This is a genomic window from Mesorhizobium sp. LMG17149 (assembly GCF_024518695.1).
Taxonomy (GTDB): domain Bacteria; phylum Pseudomonadota; class Alphaproteobacteria; order Rhizobiales; family Rhizobiaceae; genus Mesorhizobium.
In genome coordinates, this window is the sequence record NZ_JANIFL010000015.1 from 20,482 (window position 1) to 40,777 (window position 20,296).

A 20,296-nucleotide genomic window follows, 5' to 3' on the forward strand; every position below is an offset into this window, starting at 1 on the left:
CAGTATCTCAGATATCGCGCTCGTTCATTTCAGCCAGCGCTAGGAGATGCCGTAGAAGTCCGGTTGCATGAATAGGGATTGAAAGCCGAACAATGCTTCCCTGCTTGCCATAGATGTGGTGGCTTCCGGCGATGCGCAAAAGCTTCCAGCCTTGCCGTTCGACGGCACGCGCAAATTCCTTGCCGGAAATGGACTTCAAACAGCGATTTCCACGATCCGCCCAGGCTCCGACGTGAATGACAGCGGCTCTACTGAGAGGCAGCCTTCGATCGCTTCACGCAAATTCTGGACAAGTTCTTCCATGGTTTCGCCCTGGGTCGCGCAGCCCGGAATTGCCGGCACCTCTGCCCAGAACCCGCCTTCGTCGGCTTCGTGGATAATAGCTTTGAAATTCATGAGCTAGCTCCGGTTCGATCCTGAAGATAGGTCTTTGCAAAGAAGCATAGGCGCCGGCGGACGCGTTCACGCTCCACGTGCTAGCGGATCGAGTGGGAGGAGCTGACAGCTCAGTGCCGCAGCGTCATTTCAATCGATCTAATCAGGCGACATCATTGCCAAGCACGCCGCCGTCTAAACCATTTAGGCGAAAGCCGGGCAAAAACCGAACAATATCTTGACGTTCGCAGCCCTGTTTCGCATACACCGATGCGAAGAGGCGGATTCCGTGCGCGGAATCCGGTCTTTGTCTCAACGGCCCAGGGAGGGGTTCTTTTGGGCCATCAATCGAGGAAAATCCGGCAATGACAATTATTTCCGCCGTCATCGCCTGCGGCCTGCTTTCAATCCTTTACGCCATCTGGGCGACACGTTCGGTCCTTGCGGCCGATCAAGGCAATGCACGCATGCAGGAAATCTCCGCAGCTATCCGCGAGGGCGCACAAGCCTATCTGGCGCGTCAGTACACCACCATCGCCATCGTTGGCGTCGTCGTCCTCGTGCTCGCCTGGTGGCTGCTGTCCATCACCGCCGCGATCGGCTTCCTGATCGGTGCGGTGCTTTCGGGCGCCGCCGGCTTCATCGGCATGCATGTCTCCGTTCGCGCCAACGTTCGTACGGCGCAGGCCGCATCGAACAGCCTCGCTGCCGGCCTCGACATCGCGTTCAAATCGGGCGCCATCACCGGCATGCTGGTTGCTGGCCTGGCCTTGCTCGGCGTGTCGATCTACTACCTCATCCTGACCCACTTCATGGGCCTCCAGCCCAATGACCGCATCGTCATCGACTCGCTGGTCTCGCTCGGCTTCGGCGCATCGCTGATCTCGATCTTCGCCCGTCTCGGCGGCGGCATCTTCACCAAGGGCGCCGACGTCGGCGGCGATCTCGTCGGCAAGGTCGAAGCCGGTATTCCCGAAGACGATCCGCGCAACCCGGCCACGATCGCCGACAATGTCGGCGACAATGTCGGCGACTGCGCCGGCATGGCCGCTGACCTGTTCGAAACCTATGCGGTGACTGTCGTCGCCACCATGGTTCTGGCTGCCATCTTCTTTGGCGGCACCGCCGTGCTGGGTGCGGCCATGCTTTATCCGCTCGCCATCTGCGGCGCCTGCATCCTGACCTCGATCGTCGGCACCTTCTTCGTCAAGCTCGGTTCCAACGGCTCGATCATGGGCGCGCTCTACAAGGGCCTGATCGTCACCGGCCTGCTGTCCATCGTCGGCCTCGGCGTCGCCACCCAGGTCACCCTCGGCTGGGGCGAGATCGGCACGGTCGACGGCATGGTCATCACCGGCAGGAACCTGTTCATCTGCGGCCTCGTCGGCCTCGTGGTGACCGGTCTCATCGTCGTCATCACCGAGTACTACACCGGCACCAACAAGCGCCCGGTCAACTCCATCGCCCAGGCGTCGGTCACCGGTCACGGCACCAACGTCATCCAGGGCCTTGCGGTCTCGCTGGAATCGACGGCGCTGCCGGCGATCGTCATCGTCGGTGGCATCATCTCGACCTATCAGCTCGCCGGCCTCTTCGGTACGGCGATCGCGGTCACGACGATGCTCGGTCTTGCCGGCATGATCGTTGCGCTCGACGCCTTCGGCCCGGTCACCGACAATGCCGGCGGCATTGCCGAAATGGCCGGCCTGCCCAAGGAAGTGCGCCACTCCACCGACGCGCTCGACGCGGTCGGCAACACCACCAAGGCGGTGACCAAGGGCTACGCCATCGGTTCTGCCGGTCTCGGCGCACTGGTGCTGTTTGCCGCCTACTCGAACGACCTGAAGTTCTTTGCCGCCAATGGCGACAAATATCCCTACTTCCAGGGCATGGGCGAGATCTCCTTCGATCTCTCCAACCCCTACGTCGTCGCCGGCCTGATCTTCGGCGGCCTGATCCCATATCTGTTCGGCGGCATCGCCATGACGGCCGTCGGCCGCGCGGCGGGCGCCATCGTCGAGGAAGTGCGCAAGCAGTTCCGCGAGGATCCGGGCATCATGGCCGGCACGTCGAAGCCGAACTACGCACGCGCGGTCGACCTTCTGACCAAGGCGGCGATCCGCGAGATGATCATCCCGTCGCTGCTGCCGGTGCTGGCGCCGCTCGTGGTCTATTTCGGCGTGCTGTTGATCTCGGGCTCGAAGGCGTCCGCCTTTGCAGCGCTGGGTGCCTCGTTGCTCGGCGTCATCGTCAATGGCCTGTTCGTCGCCATCTCGATGACCTCTGGCGGCGGTGCCTGGGACAACGCCAAGAAGTCCTTCGAAGACGGCTTTGTCGACAAGGACGGCGTCAAGCATCTCAAGGGTTCCGAGGCGCACAAGGCTTCGGTGACCGGCGACACGGTCGGCGATCCCTACAAGGACACCGCTGGTCCCGCCGTCAACCCTGCGATTAAGATCACCAACATCGTCGCGCTCTTGCTGCTGGCAGTACTCGCGCACGGCTGATCAAGGCTTCAGCCCGAAAAAACCCGCGGGAGCGATCCCGCGGGTTTTTTGTTGAGGCAAAGCCAAACGATCCTTCAGCGCTCGCTTTCGCCCGGTCTTCGCAATGCGTGCGCTGGCACCTTATGCCGGACCCAGCGTCGTGTTTTCAGTGGTGGCCACTGCAGCATGCCAGTGGCCGTGCCCTGACTGGTGACCCATAACAAAAACCCGCAGGATCGCTCCCGCGGGTTTTTGGTCGCCTGAGATGACGAGGCTTCCGGGAATGGAAGCCGAAGGGAATTAGACGCCGCCGCCGGGAATGCCGGGCGCCAGCTTGCTGGCACCGTTGATGACCTGGCTGAGGAAGTTCTGGTCCTTGCCGCCGGTCGGTGTGGTGCGCGAGATGAAGTCGAACATCTTGCCATCCTTCTTCCCGTAATTGGCGATCTGGGTGACACGGCCATCGGCGCCGAAATAGACAGCCAGCACATGCTGGTCAATGAGCCGTGGCTTGTCGAAGGCGACGTAGCGCTTGCGCGTCTGCGAAATGTAATAGAATGCCTCGTTGTCGAAGGTCGCGGTCGTCGACGGCGTGCCGAGCGCCAGAAGCACCTGCTCGCGGCTCGAACCGACCGGCACCAGGTCGATTGCCTGCTGGTCTATGACGTAACCTTGCGTCAGCGTCTCGCTCGGGCTGAGATCGCCCATCATCTTGGAGGTGTGGCAGGCGGACAGTGCCGAAACGATCATCAGCAGCGAGATCGCGCCGGCGGGCCTGGACGAGAAGGTCGACTTGAAATTCAGCGCGCGCAACAACAACTCCATTAGCTGGCCGCAACTTGCGCTGGGCCGCGAAACCGGTAAACCAGCTTGCTTGCCGATGCAACAAGCCCACTTCAACAAACGGTCCCCAGGAGACCATCCCCAATGTTCCAGCGCTTTTTTGGCCGCGAACGCTACGCCAACCGCGCTATCACCGAGGCGCTTTACGCACAAATCGTGGCGGCGGCGCGGCAGACTGTGTTTTATTCCCACTGGAATGTGCCAGATACGCCGCTTGGCCGTTTCGAGATGCTGTCGCTGCACATGTTCCTGTTCCAGCACAGGTTGCGCGGGGAGAGCGGTGCGGCGCAGGAGGTCGCCCAGGTGCTGATCGACGAGTTCTTCCTCGACGTCGACCATTCGTTGCGGGAATTGGGCATTGGCGACGTTGGCGTGCCCAAACGCATGAAAAAGCTGGCAAAGATGTTTTATGGCCGAACCGCTGCCTATGACGATGCCCTGGAAAGAAACGACCATGAAGGGCTGACCGCGGCTCTTGCCCGCAATGTCCGGCCCGACGCGGGCGCTTGGGCGGAAGCATCGCTGCTGGCCAACTATGTTACCGACGCGCGCAGTCATCTGGCCGCGCAGACATCCGAATCGATTGTCTCCGGCACGCTGACCTTTCCCGCCGCCAAGGAGGTTGAACAATGAAGCATGTTGACCCGCAAAGCCCGGTCTCCTTCCGCGCCAACATTACGCGCCTGCCGCAGAAGGGCCTGCCGCTGGTTATCGAGGCCGATGCCGCACAGCGTGCGGCACTGGCCGAGGAGCACGGGCTGATTTCGGTCGAATCCTATCGCGCCGAGCTTCTGGTGGCGTCGTGGAAGCGCAATGGCGTGAAGATCAGCGGCCGCGTCGAGGCCGACATCACTCAGGCCTGCATCGTCACGCTCGAGCCTGTCGAAGCGCATATCGACGAACCGGTCGAAGCGCTGCTGCTGCCCGAGGATTCCAAGCTTGGACGGCAGGGTTTCGATGGCGGCGGCGAGATCCTGCTCGACGCGGAAGGCCCTGACAGTCCAGAGACATTTTCCGGTGACACGATCGATGTCGGGGCACTCGCCGAACAGTATTTCGGGCTCGCCATCGACCCTTATCCGCGTAAGCAGGGGGCATCGCTCAATGCCGGCAGCGAGACCGAACCGGCGGAGAATGAATTTCAGCAAAAACTGCGATCCTTGCTGGGAAAATCCTGAAAAGCTCGCCCGCGACGGAAAAGTCGGTTGTGCGGCAGCCCAAAACCGTTATTTTCGCCGAACCTTCGCGGTCGCTCAAGCGACCTGCCGCCTAACCGTGAGATAAGTACCGCGTGATCAGGATTTCCATCGATGCCATGGGCGGCGATCACGGACCAGCCGTGGTCATACCAGCGCTCATGACGGTCGCGACCCGTCGTCCCGACATCCGCTTCGTCATCTTCGGGCGTGAGGAAGTCGTGCGCCCCGAACTTGCCAAATTTCCCAAGCTCGCCGAGATCAGCGAATTCTTCCATTGCGAAGTTGCGGTCAGGATGGACGACAAGCCGAGCCAGGCGCTGCGCCACGGCCGCTGGAAGTCATCGATGTGGAAGGCCGTCGAAGCGGTCAAGGCCGGCACGGCCGACGCCTGCATTTCCGCCGGCAACACCGGCGCGCTGATGGCGATGTCGAAATTTTGCCTGCGCACCATGGCCACCATCGATCGCCCGGCGATCGCAGCCCTTTGGCCGACATTGCGCGGCGAAAGCGTGGTGCTGGACGTCGGCGCGACCATTGGGGCCGATGCGCAACAGCTCATTGATTTTGCCATTCTCGGCACCGGCATGGCGCGCTCGGTCTTCGGCATAGCCCGGCCCAGCGTCGGCCTGCTCAATGTCGGCGTCGAGGAGATCAAGGGCCAGGAAGAGGTCAAGGAGGCCGGGCGCATGCTGCGCGAAGCCAACATGGCCTCGATGAACTATCACGGTTTCGTCGAGGGTGACGATATCGGCAAGGGCGTGGTCGACGTCGTCGTCACCGAAGGCTTTGCCGGCAACATCGCGCTGAAGACGGCGGAAGGCACGGTGCGCCAGATCGGTGGCTATCTGCGCGCGGCGATGAGCCGGACTCTGATGGCCAGGATCGGCTACATCTTCGCCAAGGGCGCCTTCGATCGCCTGCGCGAAAAGATGGATGTCGGCCGGTCCAACGGCGGCGTTTTCCTGGGGTTGAGCGGCATCGTCGTCAAAAGCCATGGCGGTGCTGATTCTGACGGGTTCGCCGCCGCGATCGAACTCGGCTATGACATGGTCCGCAACAACCTCCTCGACCGCATCGAGGCCGATCTGGATCTGTTTCATGCGCGCAACCCGCGTGCCCTGTCATCTAGGAAATCCGACGTCGTCACCGACGCAAAGGAATAGGAAAGAACTTTGATCAGATCAGTCGTGCGCGGCACGGGCGCCGCGCTGCCCCGCCGAATCATGAAGAATGCCGATTTCGAAGGCATGGTCGAGACCTCCGACGAGTGGATCGCCCAGCGTACCGGTATTCGCCAGCGCCATATCGCTGGTGACGACGAGACCACGGCTTCGCTGGGGGAAGCAGCGGCACGTGCCGCACTTGCCAATGCCGGCCTCACGCCCGCCGACATCGATCTGATCGTGCTGGCGACCTCGACGCCCAACAACACATTCCCGGCCACTGCCGTCGAGATCCAGAACCGGCTCGGCATGCATCACGGCTTTGCCTTCGACCTGCAGGCGGTCTGTTCGGGCTTCGTCTATGCCGTGACCACCGCCGATCTCTACATCCGCGGCGGCCTGGCCAAGCGTGTCCTGGTGATCGGTTCGGAAACATTCTCGCGCATCCTCGACTGGAGCGACCGCTCGACCTGTGTGCTGTTCGGCGACGGCGCCGGTGCCATGATCCTGGAAGCAGGCGAGGGGACGGGTGCGATCGCCGACCATGGCGTTCTGGCGGCCAGCCTGCGCTCCGACGGCACGCACAAGGACAAGCTTTTCGTCGACGGCGGGCCGTCGACCACGGGTACGGTCGGCCACCTCCGGATGGAGGGCCGCGAAGTCTTCAAGCATGCGGTCGGCATGATCACCGACGTCATCGAGGCGACGTTCGCGCAAGCGGGTATCTCAGCCGATGATCTCGACTGGTTCGTGCCCCACCAGGCCAATAAACGAATTATTGACGCTTCCGCCAAGAAGCTCGGGATAGCTGAGCAAAAGGTGGTGGTTACGGTCGATTTGCACGGTAACACCTCGGCTGCTTCCGTGCCGTTGGCGCTGTCGGTGGCCGTCGCCGACGGCCGCATCAAGAAGGGCGATCTCGTCCTCCTGGAAGCGATGGGTGGCGGCTTCACCTGGGGCGCTGTCCTGGTTCGCTGGTAAGTGCCGAACGGTCCGGTTTCGGTCCTTGACCTTGACGGATCAATTACTTAGGCTCTGCCGTTGTTGTGCCGAATTTTATGTTTTGAGCTGATGGGACGGTCGCATGGGGGGAAAGACACTTACGCGCGCCGACCTTGCCGAGGCAGTTTACCGGAAGGTCGGCCTGTCGCGCACTGAATCGGCCGAACTCGTCGAAGCGGTGCTGGATGAAATCTGCGAAGCCATCGTGCGCGGCGAAACGGTGAAGCTGTCGTCCTTCGCGACATTCCACGTCCGCTCCAAGAACGAACGCATCGGCCGCAATCCCAAGACCGGCGAGGAAGTGCCGATCCTGCCGCGTCGGGTGATGACCTTCAAGTCGTCGAATGTGCTGAAGAGCCGTATCTTGCGCTCCCATCAGAGCGGCAAGGCCAAAAGCGGCAAGTAGTCCTACTGCGCGGTTGAAAACCGTCGCCGCCATGACGCCGGGCTTGAATATTGCTTCATAAACCGCTGAAATAAGCCCCGATTCGGCAGGTAGGCCGGATCATCGTCCAGCGTGAGGATTCGCCCATGGACAAGAGCCCCGACGCCTTTCGTACCATCAGCGAGGTCGCCGAAGATCTCGATCTGCCGCAGCATGTGCTGCGCTTCTGGGAAACGCGTTTCAACCAGATCAAGCCGATGAAGCGCGGCGGCGGCCGTCGTTACTACCGGCCGCAGGATGTCGAGCTGATCAAGGGCATCCGCCACATGCTCTACGACCAGGGCTACACCATCAAGGGCGTGCAGAAGCTGTTGCGCGAGAACGGCAACCATTTCCTGGTTGCCATCGGCAATGGCGACATGGCCGCCGTAGAGGCGATCTCGCAGCGAAAGCAGGCCGATCAGGTGCCGCTGACGCCTGCGGCCCAGCCGCGCGGCATGGACGACGAACTGGTTGGCCAGCCCCGCGTCAAACCCAGCCGCCGCTTTTTCGGCCTGGGCAAGAGCGACGAGGAGGGTCCGGTGCAGCCGGATGCGTCGAAACTCTCGCGCGACAACAGGGCCTTGCTGCAGGAGGCGCTGTTCGACCTCCTGGAATGCAAGCGCCTGCTTGACCAGGTGCGCTGACCGCGGCCAGACGCGACATCGACAGTTCGAAAGCCGGAACCCGTCTTCCGGTGAGGCGTTACGCTTCCTTCTGCAAGTGAAGGAAACATACCAATGGCATCATTTTCGACCCTCTCCGACATTGATCTCGACAGGCAGGTCGCTGCTCTTACCAAGGAACTGGCCAGCTTGAAGAGGGCCGTGGCAAGGCGAGGCGGCGCGTATTACGAGGACGGTCGCGATGCCGCGCTGGACACCTATTCCGATCTTGCTGGGCGCCTGCGCGACGCCATGCCGGCAATCCGTAAACAGGGCCGGGTGATCGAGAGATCGGCCCGCGACCATCCGGCGGCTGCCGCGGCGGTGGGCCTTGTGGTGCTCGGTCTTGTCGCCAGTTTGCTGTTCAGCCGGCGCTGAATTCTAGAACCCAATCCCAGGGATACGAGCATGAGAAGTGACGGCTCGCCTCAAGGTGATCCGTCATTTTCCTTGCGGTCGGCTATGTCTGTTGTCGCTGGAGGCGCCTCGCACCTCTGTGCCGCCGGCGCAATGCGATTGGTCGAGCCGCCAGAGCCGCTCGATTTCGCTGGCGAATGCCGGATTGGTCGTGGTGCCATACCAGCGCCGGGATAGACGACGACGTCGCGGCGTGGACTTGCGTGAATTGTTGATCCAGTCCGCGATCGAGCCTCGCGGGGCGGAGTAGCCGGCCTTGGACAGGAAGCCAAGGCCGGTCTTCTCGGTGGCGGTCTGCGGTGCTTAGGCCTTGTTTCCGATCACATGGTGGTGGTGGCGGTGATGATGGTGGTGGCGGACATGGTGGCGGTGATGATGGTGGTGACGATGATGCTTGGCCATCGGGGCCGCATCCGCGCTCGTCGCGCCGATGACGGGCACCGTGAAAGCCAATGCAACTGCAAGCCCGAGGGCCGAGAGGAGGGACTTCTTCATGGATGGTTTCCTTTTGTTTCGCGGGCGCATATGGATCGGGGCGATAGCCCGGCCGCCGCGAATGGAATTACGCGCCTGAATTTTTTCGTCAGTATTTCCCGATTGTAGAATTTTGTTTCTGGACTGTTTCTGCCCAATCCAGCCTCCCGTCACCATGCACGGCAAGATCGAGAGGCGGCCATCGGCCGCCTGTTCGACTACATCGGTGGCACGACGCCGTTGGTTCCGACCACGACGCGGCTGGCGCTCAGCGCGCCGTCGCTGCCCCGCTCAGCGGTGACGAAGACCGTCGCACCCGGCTTGAGGTCGGTCGGCGTCGCCGGCACGAAGGTCACGACGGGCGTGGTGTCGGGGATCGAAATCTTCTTGGTCTGGCCATTGTCATAGGTCAGCGTGACGGATCGCCCGCTTATATCGGTAACGTCGGCAACGGTGCCGTTGGTCATCCGGCTGTTTGGCTGCAGGTCCCAGGGACGGTCGCCCTCGCCAGTGCCTTTCAGTGCGGCCGGAAAGACCACCACCTCCAGGGCGCCGCTGCCGCCATCCGCTTTCGAAACAGAGGCAATGCCGAGGAAATCGCCCTGCTTGATGTCCTTTGCCGAGGCGTTGGCGACGCCCGAGATCTTCCAGCCAGCCTTGAGCTTGATCGCATCGGTATCGCCCTGGCGCGTTTTCACGGTGAGCAGCGTGGGCTCGAAACTGACCACCGTGCCGCGCACACGCATCGCGTCTGCGGCCTGGGCGGCGCCCGCGCCGGCGACGGAAAGGCTGGAAATCGTGCCGAGCACGACCATGACTGTCTTCAGGTTCATTGCAAAAAATCCTTCCGGGAACGAGCCGGCTGGAACCGGATGGTTTCACGCCAGCGATCCGGAGATAACGAACGAGCGCGGCGAAACTGCCGGCAAAAGGCTGATCGGACCTTCAAAACAACTTGATCGCGACGTGTGCGCGAGAGGGCCGCGCCAGGCACCTGGTTCACGATCCCGTGACGGCCCTTTTGGCTCTTGGCAAATCGCCGGCGAGAGGGCATCTTCCCGACCGTCTCAGGCAACACTCCTCATTTGATCAAACTCTTTCAGTCATGGAGTTGCCAATGCCCCATAATGCGAAAAGCGAACCCCTCTCCGAACCGGCAACCAACGGGAGCGGGCCAGATTACAACACCCTCAGAGCGATGCGGGAGACCCGCGGTTACAGCGTGGAAGAGCTCTCCCTGACATGCGGCCTGGCGGTGGACGAGATTGAGGATATCGAAAGCGGCAGAGTGACCGATCCGTCGAAGCTGCGTCGTATTGTGTCCGCGCTTCACCTTCCCCAGGAGGCTCTGATCACCCCGGCTGCGCCGACGCCGGCGGCGCAAGGCCGATCGCTGGCGTAGATCCGCACCACGCATTCCAGAGAACCCGCCAAGGCTCCTTGGCGGGTTTCTTTGTACCTGCCGCGGCGTCTACTTCAGCCTGGGGCTTGCCGATTTGTATGCCGCACGTGCTTATACGCGCGGCAGCCTCGGCTGCTGGACAGCGATGTGCCGTCCCTCAAGTTTTTGAACCATGGGTTTTCGATGAGCCTGGAATCCGTTCGTGCCTTCTTCGCCACCCACGCGCCCGACATCGACGTCATCGTCACGCAGGCGAGCTCGGCGACGGTGATGTTGGCGGCCGAGGCGCATGGCGTGCTGCCGGCCCAGATCGCCAAGACGATCTGCCTGCGCGTCGGCGACCGCACCATGCTGGTGGTGACCAGCGGCATCGCCAGACTGGACAACCGCAAATTCAAGGACCAGTTCGGCGGCAAGCCGCGCATGCTCGACGCCGCCGAGGTTGTCGAAGCGACCAGCCACCCGGTCGGCGGCGTCTGCCCGTTCGGCCTGCCGGCGCCGCTGCCGGTCTATTGCGACGTGTCGCTGCGCGAGTTTGAAGAGGTGGTGCCTGCGGCAGGCGCCACCAACGCCGCGGTGCGGATTGCACCGCAGCGCATGGTCGATCTCACCGGCGCTGAATGGGTGGATGTCTGTCAGGGCTAGGTTGAGGTCCCAGATTGGGCGTGAACAGCTGGCGCGGACACCGGCTGACGACGGCAGTCACAGCCTACCATGCCGATCAGAATTTGTAGCTCAAGCTCGCGGAAACCGTATGGGTGCTTGGCTTCAAGATGGTTGGCCCAAGCTGGTCGTTCGCAAAATCGTGACTGCCGAAATGAGCATATGCATAATCGACGCCGACAATCCACTTCTCGTTGAGCGCATAGTCGACACCAGCGCCAATGGTCCAGCCAATGTAGGTTCGGCTTTGAGGATCGCTGCGATCCCCCGTGGTGGAATAGAAGACGTCATTTGCGTGCAGAAAAGCGATGCCGCCCTTTACATAAGGCATGAACCTATCTGCCGCGTAGCCAACCTTTGCAACAATGTGAGCTTGCCAGTCCGTGTGTACATTGATCTCTTCGTCATCAAACGTACTGTCCGCACCCTCGTTGAAAACTGCAACCAGCGATGCCTCGCCGCCGAGTACGAAATTGTTCGCGAACTGATAATTGTATCCGACTTTGCCACCAATTTCGGCTGACGTGTTGTCGGCATTGTAGCCGGAAGGATCATAGTTCGGGATGTCGAAATCGCCCTTCAGGTAGTTCACCCCGGCGACGATACCCACATAGCCCCCAGTCCAGATGAAACCGGCAGGCGCCACATCCTGCGATGGCACATTGATGATCGGGTCGGCGGCAAGCGCCCCGCCCGTGAGGGCCAAAAGCAGTGCTGAAGAGAGAATGATCGTCTTCATGATATCCCCAAGATTCTACGCTGCTTAATCTACACACCAGCCCAAGCTTGAAAAGCGCTTCCATGTGATTGGAAACGTTTGGAATATGAGCGTTGTGAAACTGCCACACATTCGTGAATCGAGTTGAACTCAAGGTTTCAAGCGATTCAACGCGCCAATCGGCTTCCATCTCGTGCCGCCGACAGCCTCAATTCGTGTCGAAGAGCTGGAACTTCTGGTCTGTGCTACCCTTCGGGTGTCCGGAAAGGGTGTCTCGTGGAAAGGCGGAAAGGACTTTTGGGGGCAAGTCCTTGTTTTAATTGGTCGGAGTGGCCGGATTCGAACCGACGACCCCTTGACCCCCAGTCAAGTGCGCTACCGGGCTGCGCTACACTCCGGACCGGTCGCGATGTATCGTGATAACCCCGTGCCGGTCAACCGAATTCCGCGACTTTTATCCCGCTGCGATTGCCGGTGCCGGCGAGCCCTGCAAGGCAGGCCGAAACAGCAGTTGATGCCGGTATTCCAGCGCGATGGCGCCCCAGATCAGGCCGAGCAGCAGGTAGACATGGCGCCAGTGGTCGATGTCGATGAAGGTGCCCAGCCCTATATTGCCGATGAAGGCGACGTAGGCGCACAGGAGATAGGGCTGCCACGGCCGGTCGCGCAGCAGGATGCGGAAGCCGGCTGCTATCGTCCATAAGACGAGCGCCAGGAACGACACGAAGCCGAGCCAGCCATAATCCATCAGCATCTTCAGCCAGATGTCGTGGGTGTCTTCGCCGAAGATCGTGCCGAAGACCAGCGGGCCGATGCCGAATGGATGCTCCATCGCCATCTGGAAGCCGATCCCGTAGCGGGCGAAGCGGCCGAGGCGGGCGGTGTCGTAGCTCTGTTCGAGCTGGGCACGGTTGGAGAACATCTCCGACACGCCGGGCAGCTGCAGGATGACGATCATGGCGATGACCAGCAGCGCCAGTGCTGCAATCGTCATCACCACCACACGCAGCCGGAACGTGCCGCTGGCGCTCTGCAGGAACAGGCAGCCGGTGAGCAGGACGGCCGAGACGGTGAACATGCCCCAGGCGCCGCGTGAGAAGGAGAAGAAGATGCCGGCGGTGATGATCAGCAGCGGCACCGCCAGCAGCGGCATGCGTGTCGCCGGTCCGGTCAAAAGCAGATAGAGTAGATAGATGCCGGGCAGCACCAGGAACGGGCCGAACACGTTCGGGTCCTGGAAGGCGCCGGCGGCGCGATCGTATTTGGTGAACATCTCCGCGCCCGGAAAGGCATGGAAATAGCCTGCAATGCCAAGCAGCGAGGTGGCCACGGCCGAGACCACATAGGCAATGAAGATCAATCGGTAGAGGCTCGGCTGTACGGCGGTGATCGATGCGAAGAACACCGCGCTGAAGGCGAGAAACAGCGACACGGCGAGATAGAGCGGCGTGTTGGCGAGGTCCGCCATCTGCGTCATGGAGATCATGCCGCCGATGTTCATCGTCACCAGCAGCACCAATAAGGGCGTGGCCGCGCGGGAAATCCTCAAGCCGAAAAGCGCCCAGATGGCGATCAGCCCGGCCATGTAGAGCTCATAGGGCGCCGGCTCGCTGATGACGAAGCCCGACAGCAGAATGCCGAGGAAGACCGCGCCCGACGAAATCAGCGCGACCAGCTTGGCGTTGACCGCCGCGCGCGGCAGATCATGGCTGATCGCACTCAATAGGCGTTTTCCGTATTGAGCAGCCGGAGCGGCGTCAGGAACAGGATCCGCAAATCGAACAGCAGCGACCAGTTCTCGATGTAGTAGAGATCATACTCGGTCCGCATGCGGATCTTCTCGTTGGTGTCCATCTCGCCGCGCCAGCCATTGATCTGCGCCCAGCCGGTGACGCCGGGCTTGACCTTGTGGCGGGCGAAATAGCCGTCGACCACCTCGTTGTAGAGCAGGTTGTGCGACTGCGCGGCGATGGCATGAGGACGCGGGCCGACCAGTGACAGCGAACCGAGCAGCGAGTTGAAGAACTGCGGCAACTCGTCGATCGAGGTCTTGCGGATGAAGCGGCCGACGCGGGTGACGCGAGGATCGTTCTTGGTCACCGTCTGCTTGGCGGTCGGGTCGGCCTTGTCCGTATACATCGAGCGGAACTTGTAGACCTCGATGATCTCGTTGTTGAAGCCGTGCCGCTTCTGATGGAACAGCACCGGACCCTTGCTGTCGAGCTTGATGGCGATGGCGGTCGCCAGCATGACCGGCGAGAACACGACGATGCCGATCAGGCTGAAGACGATGTCGAAGGCGCGTTTGGCGACCGAATCCCAGTCGTTGATCGGCTTGTCGAAGATGTCGAGCATCGGCACCGCGCCGATGTAGGAATAGGCGCGCGGGCGAAATTGCAGCGCGTTGGAATGCGCCGACAGCCGGATGTCGACCGGCAGCACCCACAGCTTCTTCAGCAACTGCAGCACCCGCGATTCGGCGGTCAGCGGCAGCGATACGATCAGCATGTCGATGCGGGCGATGCGGGCGAACTCGATCAGTTCCGAAATGGTGCCGAGTTTGGGGTAGCCGGCGACGATGGGCGGCGAGCGCTTGTCGCCGCGATCGTCGAAGATGCCGCAGATGCGGATATCGTTGTAGGGCTGTTTTTCGACCGAGCGGATCAGGATTTCCGCCGCCTTGCCGCCGCCGACGATGACGGCGCGCCGCTCCATGCGGCCATCGCGCGCCCAGGCCCGGATCAGCTTCGACATCACCAGCCTGAGGCCGAAGATGAGAACGAAGCCGATGACGAACCAGCTGCCGAACAATAGGCGCGAATAGTCCTGCGACATCTTCATGACGAATGCCGTCAGCGCCATCAGGGCGAAAGTGCCGGCCCAGACCAGCAGCACGCGGCCGAAATTGGCGATGGGCCGCATCAGGGCGACGATCTGGTAGCAGTCGGTGACGTCGAGCAGCACCACGGCAAGGAACGAGCCCGCTGCGATCGTCACCGGATATTGCCAGGCGAGATGGTTGAAGAATCCGACATAGTGGAAATAGACGGCGAGTCCCGACAGGAACAGCAAGCCGAATTCGACCATGCGCAGGACACCGCTGACCATGATCGGCGACATCGTATCGCGCCGGTATTGCGAGGCGACCTGGCGGGCGACATCGTTCATGCCGCTTGCCGTGTCGCCATCGGCCGGGCCGTCGAATTTACGCACCGCCTCTGCTGAAAAGCGGCGCGCGGGGTCGATCTCGTTCATGAGGGCTTTCCGCAAACTTCCCCACGGTCATAGCAAAAGAGAGCTAAGAAACCCTTGAAACAACGTATGGCTTTGGAACGGCTTGGCCCTGTGCCTACCTGTCGAGCGCGGCGAAATAGGCCTTCTCGATGTCGGCGGCCATCACATCGGCGCCGAAGCGTGCCTTGAGGTTGGCGCTATCGGGCATCAGGTCGCGATAGGCGACCGGGTCGGCCAGCGCCTGGCTCATCCTGTCGGCGAGCTCGATCGGGTCAGGTCGGATCAGGGCAGGGGAACCGGTGTCGAATATCTCCGGGATGCCGCCGACCGCGGTTGCGATCATCGGCTTTCCCGCGGCAAGCGTTTCCAGGACGATATAGGGCATGGCTTCGGCGCGCGAGGGAACGATGATAAGCGCGGCAAGGGCAAAGGCCTCCCTGGCCGGCATCGGCGGCAGGAAGCGGACATGGCGCTCGAGCCCGAGGCGTTTCACTTGCCCGTGGTAACGCGCAAGGTCGTCGCCGTCGCCGACCATCACCGCGGTCAGCGCGCGGCCGAACCGTGGGCCGGCAAGGGCCAATGCATCGATGAAGATATCCGGTCCCTTCAGGTCGCGCATCATGCCGATATAAAGCAGGTCGGCTGCGTCCGGCTCGGTGATCACCGGCTCGAATTCAGTGGCGCGCAGGCCGTTATAGACGAGGGTATTGGGAATGGGCGGCTCGCCGACCTTGTGGCGATAGGTCCGCCGCTCATAGTCCGAGACAAACAGCAGATAGTCGGTGAAGCGAGCCATGAAGCGCTCGAGCGCGAAGAACAGCTTTCCGATGACCGTGTTTTCGTCATAGTGGAGCGAACCGCCATGCGGCGAATAAAGGCGGGCTACGCGAGACCTTGATACCCGCAACAATGAGCCGAACAGACGGGCATAGGCGCCACCCTTGGCGCCGTGCCCGTGCAGTACGTCCGGCCGCAATTCCTTGATGATCCTGTATGTGCGCCAAGCCGAGGCAAGGTCGCCGGGACCGACGTGGCGCTGCATCGGCGTGCGATGAATGCCGAGCGCCAGCATGCCCTTCATCTGCTCGAACAAATGTTCCTCGAACGCGCCGCCCGTCGTCGAATCGCAGACGATGCCGACGGAATGCCCGGCGGCGACCTGCGCCTCGGCCAGGTCGCGCACATGCCGGAAAATTCCTCCGACGGGTGAGCGAAAGCAATGGACGATCCTGAGCCTGTCCGCCACGTGGTGTCTGTCAGAACAGACGTTCGCGGACGTAGACCGTATCGCCCGGCAGCAGCGGGTCGGAGGTGACCACGCGGCCGGTCATCACCTTGCCGTTGATGTCGCGGGTGATGTCGACGCTTTCCTGGTTGGCGCGCGGCGTAAAGCCGCCGGCAATGGCGATCGCCTTCTGCACCGTCAGGCCGGGAACATAGGAATATTGGCCGGCGGCACCCACTTCGCCCATGACGAAGATCGGCCGGTAGCGGTCGATCTCGACCGAAACGTCGGGATCGCGCAGATAGCCTTGCCGCAATTTGTCGGCGATCTCCTTTTCCATCTGCTGCGCGGTGTGGCCGCGCGCCGGTATGGCGCCGACAAGCGGGAAGGAGAGATAGCCGGATTGATCGACACTGTAGGTGTTGGTCAGCCCGTCCTGCTCGAACACGGTCACGCGGACGCGGTCGCCGGCGCCAAGACGGTAGGGCTGATCGAGCACCTCATGGAAGGCGGCCGGCGTCGGCCGGTAGCTGGAACAGCCAGCCAGCATCGATACGGCAAGCAGCGCGCGAAACAGGGAAGCAGTGCTTTTCATGACCGGACAAGTACCTTCGACTGGGCCACTGCGGCGTCGCAGCAAACATCAGGGATCGAGGCCCGTTATCATCCTGTTAGGGTTAATGGCCGGTAAAGGGAGCGGCCGACACGTGGCGCATCGGCAAGAGTTTTTGTGATTCTTGGCGGTTTTGTTTGTCACCCGCCAGTAAACCCTAACGGAAACTTACCACGATCTTAACGGCTGAGTTACCATAGTTGTTTACGGTGCGTGCTGACCCAGTATCGGAGTAGGGATGCATGTCCGTTCAGTCCGCGGCCGCAGATGTCGATGTCGATCTCAGGCAGCTCTTCGCCAGCCTGGCGAGGAACTGGCTGCGTATAGTCCTCGTCGTCCTGTTGGCAACCGGGCTGGCCTTTGCTTTCGCCTCGCTGGCAACCCGGCACTACAAGGCCGAGACGCAGGTGGAGATCGCGCCGCGCGAATCCATCTACACGCGGCCGGCCAGCAACAATAACGACACCGACAGGCCAATTCTCGACGAGCAGGGCGTCGCCACACAGGTCCAGATCATCTCCTCCAACGAAATCCTCAAGCAGGTCTCGCAAAAGCTTGGCCTGGAAAAACTGCCCGAGTTCAATGAAGCGCTCGACATGTCGGCGGTGAGCCGCGCTCTGGTCCTGGTCGGCCTGAAAAGCGACCCGATGGAAATTCCGACGGAAGAGCGCGTGCTCAAGAAAATGCACGAGAAGCTCAACGTCTATGGCGTCGAGAAGACCCGCATCATTGCCATTGAGTTCTCATCGGAAGATCCCAAGCTCGCGGCCGCCGTACCGGACGCCATCGCCGCCGCCTATATAGCGGGGCAAGGGGCGGCCAAGCTCGAATCGAACAGCGCCGCGGCAGACTTCCTGGCGCCCGAGATCGCCGACCTGCAGCGGCAGGTCAAGGATGCCGAGGCGAAGGTCGCCGCCTATCGCGCCCAGTCCGATCTTTTGATGGGTGGCAACAATTCGGTGCTGGCCACCCAGCAGCTTTCGGAACTGTCGAGCGAACTGTCGAAAGTGCGCGCCAACCGCGCCGCGGCCGAAGCGACCGCCGACGGTGTGCGCAGGGCGCTGCAGAATGGCGGTTCGCTGGATGCCGTGCCGGAGGTTCTGTCATCGGACCTGATCCAGCGCTTGCGTGAGCGACAAGTCGAATTGCGCTCCAACATCGCCGATCTGTCGACGACACTGCTTGGCAATCATCCGCGCATTCGCGCGCTGAAATCGCAACTGTCCGATCTCGACGCACAGATTCGCAGCGAGGCCCAGAAGATCATGAAAGGCCTGTTGATGCAGGCCGAGACGGCAAAGGCCCGCGAGAACCAGCTTGTCGCCGACGTCAACACATTGAAAGCCGCTTCGGCGCAGGCCGGCGAACAGCAGGTCGATCTCGACGCACTGCAGCGCGACGCGACCGCCAAGCGACAGCAACTCGAACTGTACCTGACCAACTACCGCGAAGCCGCTTCGCGCCAGGATCGCAACTATCTGCCGGTCGACGCGCGGATCGCCTCGAAGGCTTCTGTTCCCTCCGAGGCCTATTTCCCGAAGGTCGGGCCGATCGTCGGCGCGGCTTTCGCCGCATCGCTGCTGATCATGGCGATAGTGACGCTTCTGCGGGAGCTGTTTTCAGGCCGCGCGATGCGGCCGGCGAGCGGTTCCAGTTTCGAACGGATCGATGAGGTCGCGATGCCCCAGGTGGCGCAGGCGTCGGTCGCCAAGCCATTTGTCCGCCACGAGCCTGCCGTCCTGCAGGACTCCTTGGTTGGCCAGGAGCTGCCTGAACGTGCGGATGAAGCGGAGCCCTATGCCGCCGCGATGCCGGCCATGGCCGAGGCACCGGATGTGGTCGCAATGCCCGATACGACGGCGACAGAGCAGACGGCTGTCGAGCCCGAACCGGCGCGTTCCACCCTGGGCGAGATCGATATCGAGAAGGCTGCCGAAAAGCTGATCTCCAGCGGTGCGGCGCGCGCCATATTCGTCTCGCCGGAAGGCGACGAGGCGGCTGCATCCGCGATCCTGGTGGCGCGCGAGGTCGCCGACGCCGGGCTGCGCGTGCTGTTGCTGGACCTCACCGCGTCGGGGGCCGCCTCGCGGCCGATGCTGGACAGCGGGCTTTTCCCCGGCATCACCAACCTGCTCGCTTCGGAAGCGCAGTTCAGTGACGTCATCCATGCCGATCTCTACTCGGACTGTCACGTCATCCCGGTCGGAACCGCCGATCCGGTTCGTGCCATGCGTGCCGCCGACCGGCTGCCGATCATCATGCAGTCGCTGACGACAGCCTACGACCTGGTCGTGGTCGAGTGCGGACCGGCCGACGCACAAGGCATCGGCCGCCTGACCGGCGATGCCACCGAGGTCTTTCTCTCCATGCTGGAGGCCGACGATGAGGTGACGCAGGCTGCGGTCAAGCTGATCGAGAACGGCTACCCCGACCTCACGCTGGTGACGCCGCTCGGCCACGAACCGCCCGGCAATCCGGTGCCGGGAAGGCGCACTGCCGCTGCCTGAGGGGAGCCCCGGATCGCCGGCGGGGCCGTTCTGCGGTTCGCCCGATCTATCCCAGTTCAAGCGTCGTTACGCCGAACACCCTTCGCAGGTCCAATTCCGGGGCAGGCCCCTTGTACATGCGCGTGGTGGTGAAGGTCGGCGCAAAGCCGGCCGCATCGAGCGCAGTTATGAAGCCGGCGTTATCGGCGGGGACGTCGATGTGCAGCTCGCCGCCCTCGCAGGCACCGGCCAGCCCCTCCAGGAGTTGCAAAGCGATCTCCGTGTCGTCGGCAAACAGCGGGCCGATCTTGAAGCCGGATCGACAGCGGCGCGCCACGCCAAAACCGGTCACGCCGCGCGAACCGATCGCCGCCAGCCCATGATGCGGCTCCTGCAGCCATCGCTTCAGAAAGGTGCCTCGGGGCGCCGGAAAGCAATGGGCGTCATAGGCGACGATGCCGGACAGGAGCTGCGTCGTAATCATCCGCAACCCATCGGCCCTGACCGGCTGGCCTGCCATGCGCCCGGTGAAGCGGATGGTCTCATAGGCCGGCGCGAAGCCCTTGCGCCGGTAATTGGCCTGCTGCTCGGCGACGCCGTCGAGGCCGACAGTCCGGCCCGAGAGCCTTTTCATGCCGGCGTCCCACACGGCCTTGCCGTAGCTCATGCCGCGCATGTCAGGCCGGCAGATGTAGAGGCCGATGAAACCGAATTCGCTTCCATAGGCCACGGCCGAAATTGCCGCGACCATGTCGTCGCCGACAAAGGCGCCGATGAAGCCTTCGGGGTCCGCGGCCTGGAACATCGCCGGGTCTTCATGACCTGGGTTCCAGCCTTCCGCGGCCGCCCAGTCGACGAGAAGCGCCAGTTCCTGCAGGGACAGTGTGCGGATGATCGGCTTCATGGC

The 20,296-nt window shown here is 62.3% G+C and carries 22 protein-coding genes and 1 tRNA gene; 11 read left to right on the forward strand and 12 right to left on the reverse strand.

The features are described from left to right. Nucleotides 1–7 precede the first annotated feature (7 nt). Nucleotides 8–199 (reverse strand): type II toxin-antitoxin system HicA family toxin, encoded by a 192-nt coding sequence (locus tag NP945_RS28830; RefSeq protein WP_256748216.1) that lies wholly within the window; start codon nt 197–199, stop codon nt 8–10. After that, nucleotides 196–396, reverse strand: coding sequence for a type II toxin-antitoxin system HicB family antitoxin (locus tag NP945_RS28835; protein ID WP_127329711.1), 201 nt, complete (start codon nt 394–396; stop codon nt 196–198). Before NP945_RS28835 ends, NP945_RS28830 begins: the two co-directional genes overlap by 4 nt. Nucleotides 397–740: 344 nt before the next feature. Here NP945_RS28835 and NP945_RS28840 point away from each other — a divergent pair, with 344 nt between their 5' ends. Next, nucleotides 741–2,882 carry a sodium-translocating pyrophosphatase gene (locus NP945_RS28840; RefSeq protein WP_127320653.1) on the forward strand — a complete coding sequence of 714 codons (2,142 nt, stop codon included), beginning with the start codon at nt 741–743 and terminating at the stop codon, nt 2,880–2,882. Nucleotides 2,883–3,161: 279 nt separating this feature from the next. Here the strand turns inward: NP945_RS28840 and NP945_RS28845 are convergent, their stop codons facing one another. Next, nucleotides 3,162–3,674, reverse strand: coding sequence for an outer membrane protein assembly factor BamE (locus NP945_RS28845; RefSeq protein WP_127267855.1), 513 nt, complete (start codon nt 3,672–3,674; stop codon nt 3,162–3,164). A gap of 114 nt (nt 3,675–3,788) precedes the next feature. Between NP945_RS28845 and NP945_RS28850 the strand changes: the two genes are divergently transcribed. The 7 genes from NP945_RS28850 to NP945_RS28880 all read left to right on the forward strand — a co-directional run bounded on the left by NP945_RS28850 (nt 3,789) and on the right by NP945_RS28880 (nt 8,535). Continuing rightward, nucleotides 3,789–4,337: a ubiquinol-cytochrome C chaperone family protein gene (locus NP945_RS28850; RefSeq protein WP_128308921.1), complete on the forward strand. Its 549-nt coding sequence runs from the start codon at nt 3,789–3,791 to the stop codon at nt 4,335–4,337. Then, entirely contained in the window at nt 4,334–4,882 is a 549-nt protein-coding gene (locus tag NP945_RS28855) for a DUF177 domain-containing protein (protein WP_027162417.1), read from the forward strand. Before NP945_RS28850 ends, NP945_RS28855 begins: the two co-directional genes overlap by 4 nt. A gap of 113 nt (nt 4,883–4,995) precedes the next feature. Beyond that, complete coding sequence (plsX, locus tag NP945_RS28860; protein ID WP_127272087.1) at nt 4,996–6,066, forward strand: phosphate acyltransferase PlsX; 1,071 nt, start codon at nt 4,996–4,998, stop codon at nt 6,064–6,066. A 9-nt stretch (nt 6,067–6,075) separates the two neighbouring features. Continuing rightward, entirely contained in the window at nt 6,076–7,047 is a 972-nt protein-coding gene (locus NP945_RS28865; RefSeq protein WP_127320649.1) for a beta-ketoacyl-ACP synthase III, read from the forward strand. Between the two features lie 103 nt (nt 7,048–7,150). Beyond that, nucleotides 7,151–7,474: an integration host factor subunit alpha gene (locus NP945_RS28870; RefSeq protein WP_013532231.1), complete on the forward strand. Its 324-nt coding sequence runs from the start codon at nt 7,151–7,153 to the stop codon at nt 7,472–7,474. Nucleotides 7,475–7,599: 125 nt separating this feature from the next. Continuing rightward, nucleotides 7,600–8,139: a MerR family transcriptional regulator gene (locus tag NP945_RS28875; protein ID WP_127270980.1), complete on the forward strand. Its 540-nt coding sequence runs from the start codon at nt 7,600–7,602 to the stop codon at nt 8,137–8,139. Nucleotides 8,140–8,232: 93 nt separating this feature from the next. Then, the gene (locus tag NP945_RS28880) at nt 8,233–8,535 is read left to right on the forward strand and encodes a hypothetical protein (RefSeq protein WP_127270978.1); all 303 of its coding nucleotides are present in this window, start codon (nt 8,233–8,235) and stop codon (nt 8,533–8,535) included. Between the two features lie 342 nt (nt 8,536–8,877). Here NP945_RS28880 and NP945_RS28885 read toward each other — a convergent pair whose 3' ends face one another. Together NP945_RS28885 and NP945_RS28890 are read right to left on the reverse strand one after the other, a co-directional pair. Next, on the reverse strand, nt 8,878–9,069 hold the full coding sequence (locus NP945_RS28885) for a hypothetical protein (protein ID WP_164781747.1): 192 nt from the start codon (nt 9,067–9,069) through the stop codon (nt 8,878–8,880). Nucleotides 9,070–9,266: 197 nt separating this feature from the next. Next, entirely contained in the window at nt 9,267–9,881 is a 615-nt protein-coding gene (locus NP945_RS28890) for a hypothetical protein (protein WP_256748217.1), read from the reverse strand. Between the two features lie 284 nt (nt 9,882–10,165). On the opposite strand from NP945_RS28890, the gene NP945_RS28895 reads away from it, so the two are divergent. Next, on the forward strand, nt 10,166–10,450 hold the full coding sequence (locus tag NP945_RS28895) for a helix-turn-helix domain-containing protein (RefSeq protein ID WP_023810249.1): 285 nt from the start codon (nt 10,166–10,168) through the stop codon (nt 10,448–10,450). Nucleotides 10,451–10,633: 183 nt separating this feature from the next. Beyond that, complete coding sequence (locus NP945_RS28900; RefSeq protein ID WP_256748218.1) at nt 10,634–11,095, forward strand: YbaK/EbsC family protein; 462 nt, start codon at nt 10,634–10,636, stop codon at nt 11,093–11,095. Nucleotides 11,096–11,171: 76 nt separating this feature from the next. Here NP945_RS28900 and NP945_RS28905 read toward each other — a convergent pair whose 3' ends face one another. From NP945_RS28905 to NP945_RS28930, 6 genes are all read right to left on the reverse strand, one after another. Further along, entirely contained in the window at nt 11,172–11,852 is a 681-nt protein-coding gene (locus NP945_RS28905; RefSeq protein ID WP_127267063.1) for an outer membrane protein, read from the reverse strand. Nucleotides 11,853–12,152: 300 nt separating this feature from the next. Then, nucleotides 12,153–12,229 (reverse strand) — tRNA-Pro (locus NP945_RS28910). Nucleotides 12,230–12,285: 56 nt separating this feature from the next. Continuing rightward, complete coding sequence (locus NP945_RS28915) at nt 12,286–13,554, reverse strand: O-antigen ligase (protein WP_256748219.1); 1,269 nt, start codon at nt 13,552–13,554, stop codon at nt 12,286–12,288. Beyond that, nucleotides 13,551–15,086 (reverse strand): undecaprenyl-phosphate glucose phosphotransferase, encoded by a 1,536-nt coding sequence (locus NP945_RS28920; RefSeq protein WP_256748220.1) that lies wholly within the window; start codon nt 15,084–15,086, stop codon nt 13,551–13,553. The genes NP945_RS28915 and NP945_RS28920 overlap by 4 nt, the downstream gene beginning before the upstream one ends. A 94-nt stretch (nt 15,087–15,180) precedes the next feature. After that, on the reverse strand, nt 15,181–16,311 hold the full coding sequence (locus tag NP945_RS28925) for a glycosyltransferase family 4 protein (protein ID WP_256748221.1): 1,131 nt from the start codon (nt 16,309–16,311) through the stop codon (nt 15,181–15,183). Nucleotides 16,312–16,321: 10 nt separating this feature from the next. Continuing rightward, a complete protein-coding gene (locus tag NP945_RS28930) occupies nt 16,322–16,885 on the reverse strand; it encodes a polysaccharide biosynthesis/export family protein (protein WP_013532220.1) in 564 nt (187 codons plus the stop codon). Between the two features lie 260 nt (nt 16,886–17,145). On the opposite strand from NP945_RS28930, the gene NP945_RS28935 reads away from it, so the two are divergent. Further along, nucleotides 17,146–19,410 (forward strand): exopolysaccharide transport family protein, encoded by a 2,265-nt coding sequence (locus tag NP945_RS28935; RefSeq protein ID WP_256748222.1) that lies wholly within the window; start codon nt 17,146–17,148, stop codon nt 19,408–19,410. Nucleotides 19,411–19,456: 46 nt separating this feature from the next. Here NP945_RS28935 and NP945_RS28940 read toward each other — a convergent pair whose 3' ends face one another. Beyond that, nucleotides 19,457–20,293 (reverse strand): GNAT family N-acetyltransferase, encoded by an 837-nt coding sequence (locus NP945_RS28940; RefSeq protein WP_127267068.1) that lies wholly within the window; start codon nt 20,291–20,293, stop codon nt 19,457–19,459. Nucleotides 20,294–20,296: the final 3 nt, after the last annotated feature.

What these genes read in the sequence shown, in the direction of transcription:
- NP945_RS28840 (WP_127320653.1), top strand. Translation starts at nt 741, where the DNA reads ATGACAATTATTTCCGCCGTCATCGCCTGCGGCCTGCTTTCAATCCTT.
- NP945_RS28850 (WP_128308921.1), top strand. Translation starts at nt 3,789, where the DNA reads ATGTTCCAGCGCTTTTTTGGCCGCGAACGCTACGCCAACCGCGCTATC.
- NP945_RS28835 (WP_127329711.1), bottom strand. Translation starts at nt 396, where the DNA reads ATGAATTTCAAAGCTATTATCCACGAAGCCGACGAAGGCGGGTTCTGG.
- NP945_RS28930 (WP_013532220.1), bottom strand. Translation starts at nt 16,885, where the DNA reads ATGAAAAGCACTGCTTCCCTGTTTCGCGCGCTGCTTGCCGTATCGATG.
- NP945_RS28920 (WP_256748220.1), bottom strand. Translation starts at nt 15,086, where the DNA reads ATGAACGAGATCGACCCCGCGCGCCGCTTTTCAGCAGAGGCGGTGCGT.
- NP945_RS28890 (WP_256748217.1), bottom strand. Translation starts at nt 9,881, where the DNA reads ATGAACCTGAAGACAGTCATGGTCGTGCTCGGCACGATTTCCAGCCTT.
- NP945_RS28895 (WP_023810249.1), top strand. Translation starts at nt 10,166, where the DNA reads ATGCCCCATAATGCGAAAAGCGAACCCCTCTCCGAACCGGCAACCAAC.
- NP945_RS28935 (WP_256748222.1), top strand. Translation starts at nt 17,146, where the DNA reads ATGTCCGTTCAGTCCGCGGCCGCAGATGTCGATGTCGATCTCAGGCAG.
- NP945_RS28855 (WP_027162417.1), top strand. Translation starts at nt 4,334, where the DNA reads ATGAAGCATGTTGACCCGCAAAGCCCGGTCTCCTTCCGCGCCAACATT.
- NP945_RS28870 (WP_013532231.1), top strand. Translation starts at nt 7,151, where the DNA reads ATGGGGGGAAAGACACTTACGCGCGCCGACCTTGCCGAGGCAGTTTAC.
- NP945_RS28880 (WP_127270978.1), top strand. Translation starts at nt 8,233, where the DNA reads ATGGCATCATTTTCGACCCTCTCCGACATTGATCTCGACAGGCAGGTC.
- NP945_RS28885 (WP_164781747.1), bottom strand. Translation starts at nt 9,069, where the DNA reads ATGAAGAAGTCCCTCCTCTCGGCCCTCGGGCTTGCAGTTGCATTGGCT.
- NP945_RS28875 (WP_127270980.1), top strand. Translation starts at nt 7,600, where the DNA reads ATGGACAAGAGCCCCGACGCCTTTCGTACCATCAGCGAGGTCGCCGAA.
- NP945_RS28900 (WP_256748218.1), top strand. Translation starts at nt 10,634, where the DNA reads ATGAGCCTGGAATCCGTTCGTGCCTTCTTCGCCACCCACGCGCCCGAC.
- NP945_RS28940 (WP_127267068.1), bottom strand. Translation starts at nt 20,293, where the DNA reads ATGAAGCCGATCATCCGCACACTGTCCCTGCAGGAACTGGCGCTTCTC.
- NP945_RS28905 (WP_127267063.1), bottom strand. Translation starts at nt 11,852, where the DNA reads ATGAAGACGATCATTCTCTCTTCAGCACTGCTTTTGGCCCTCACGGGC.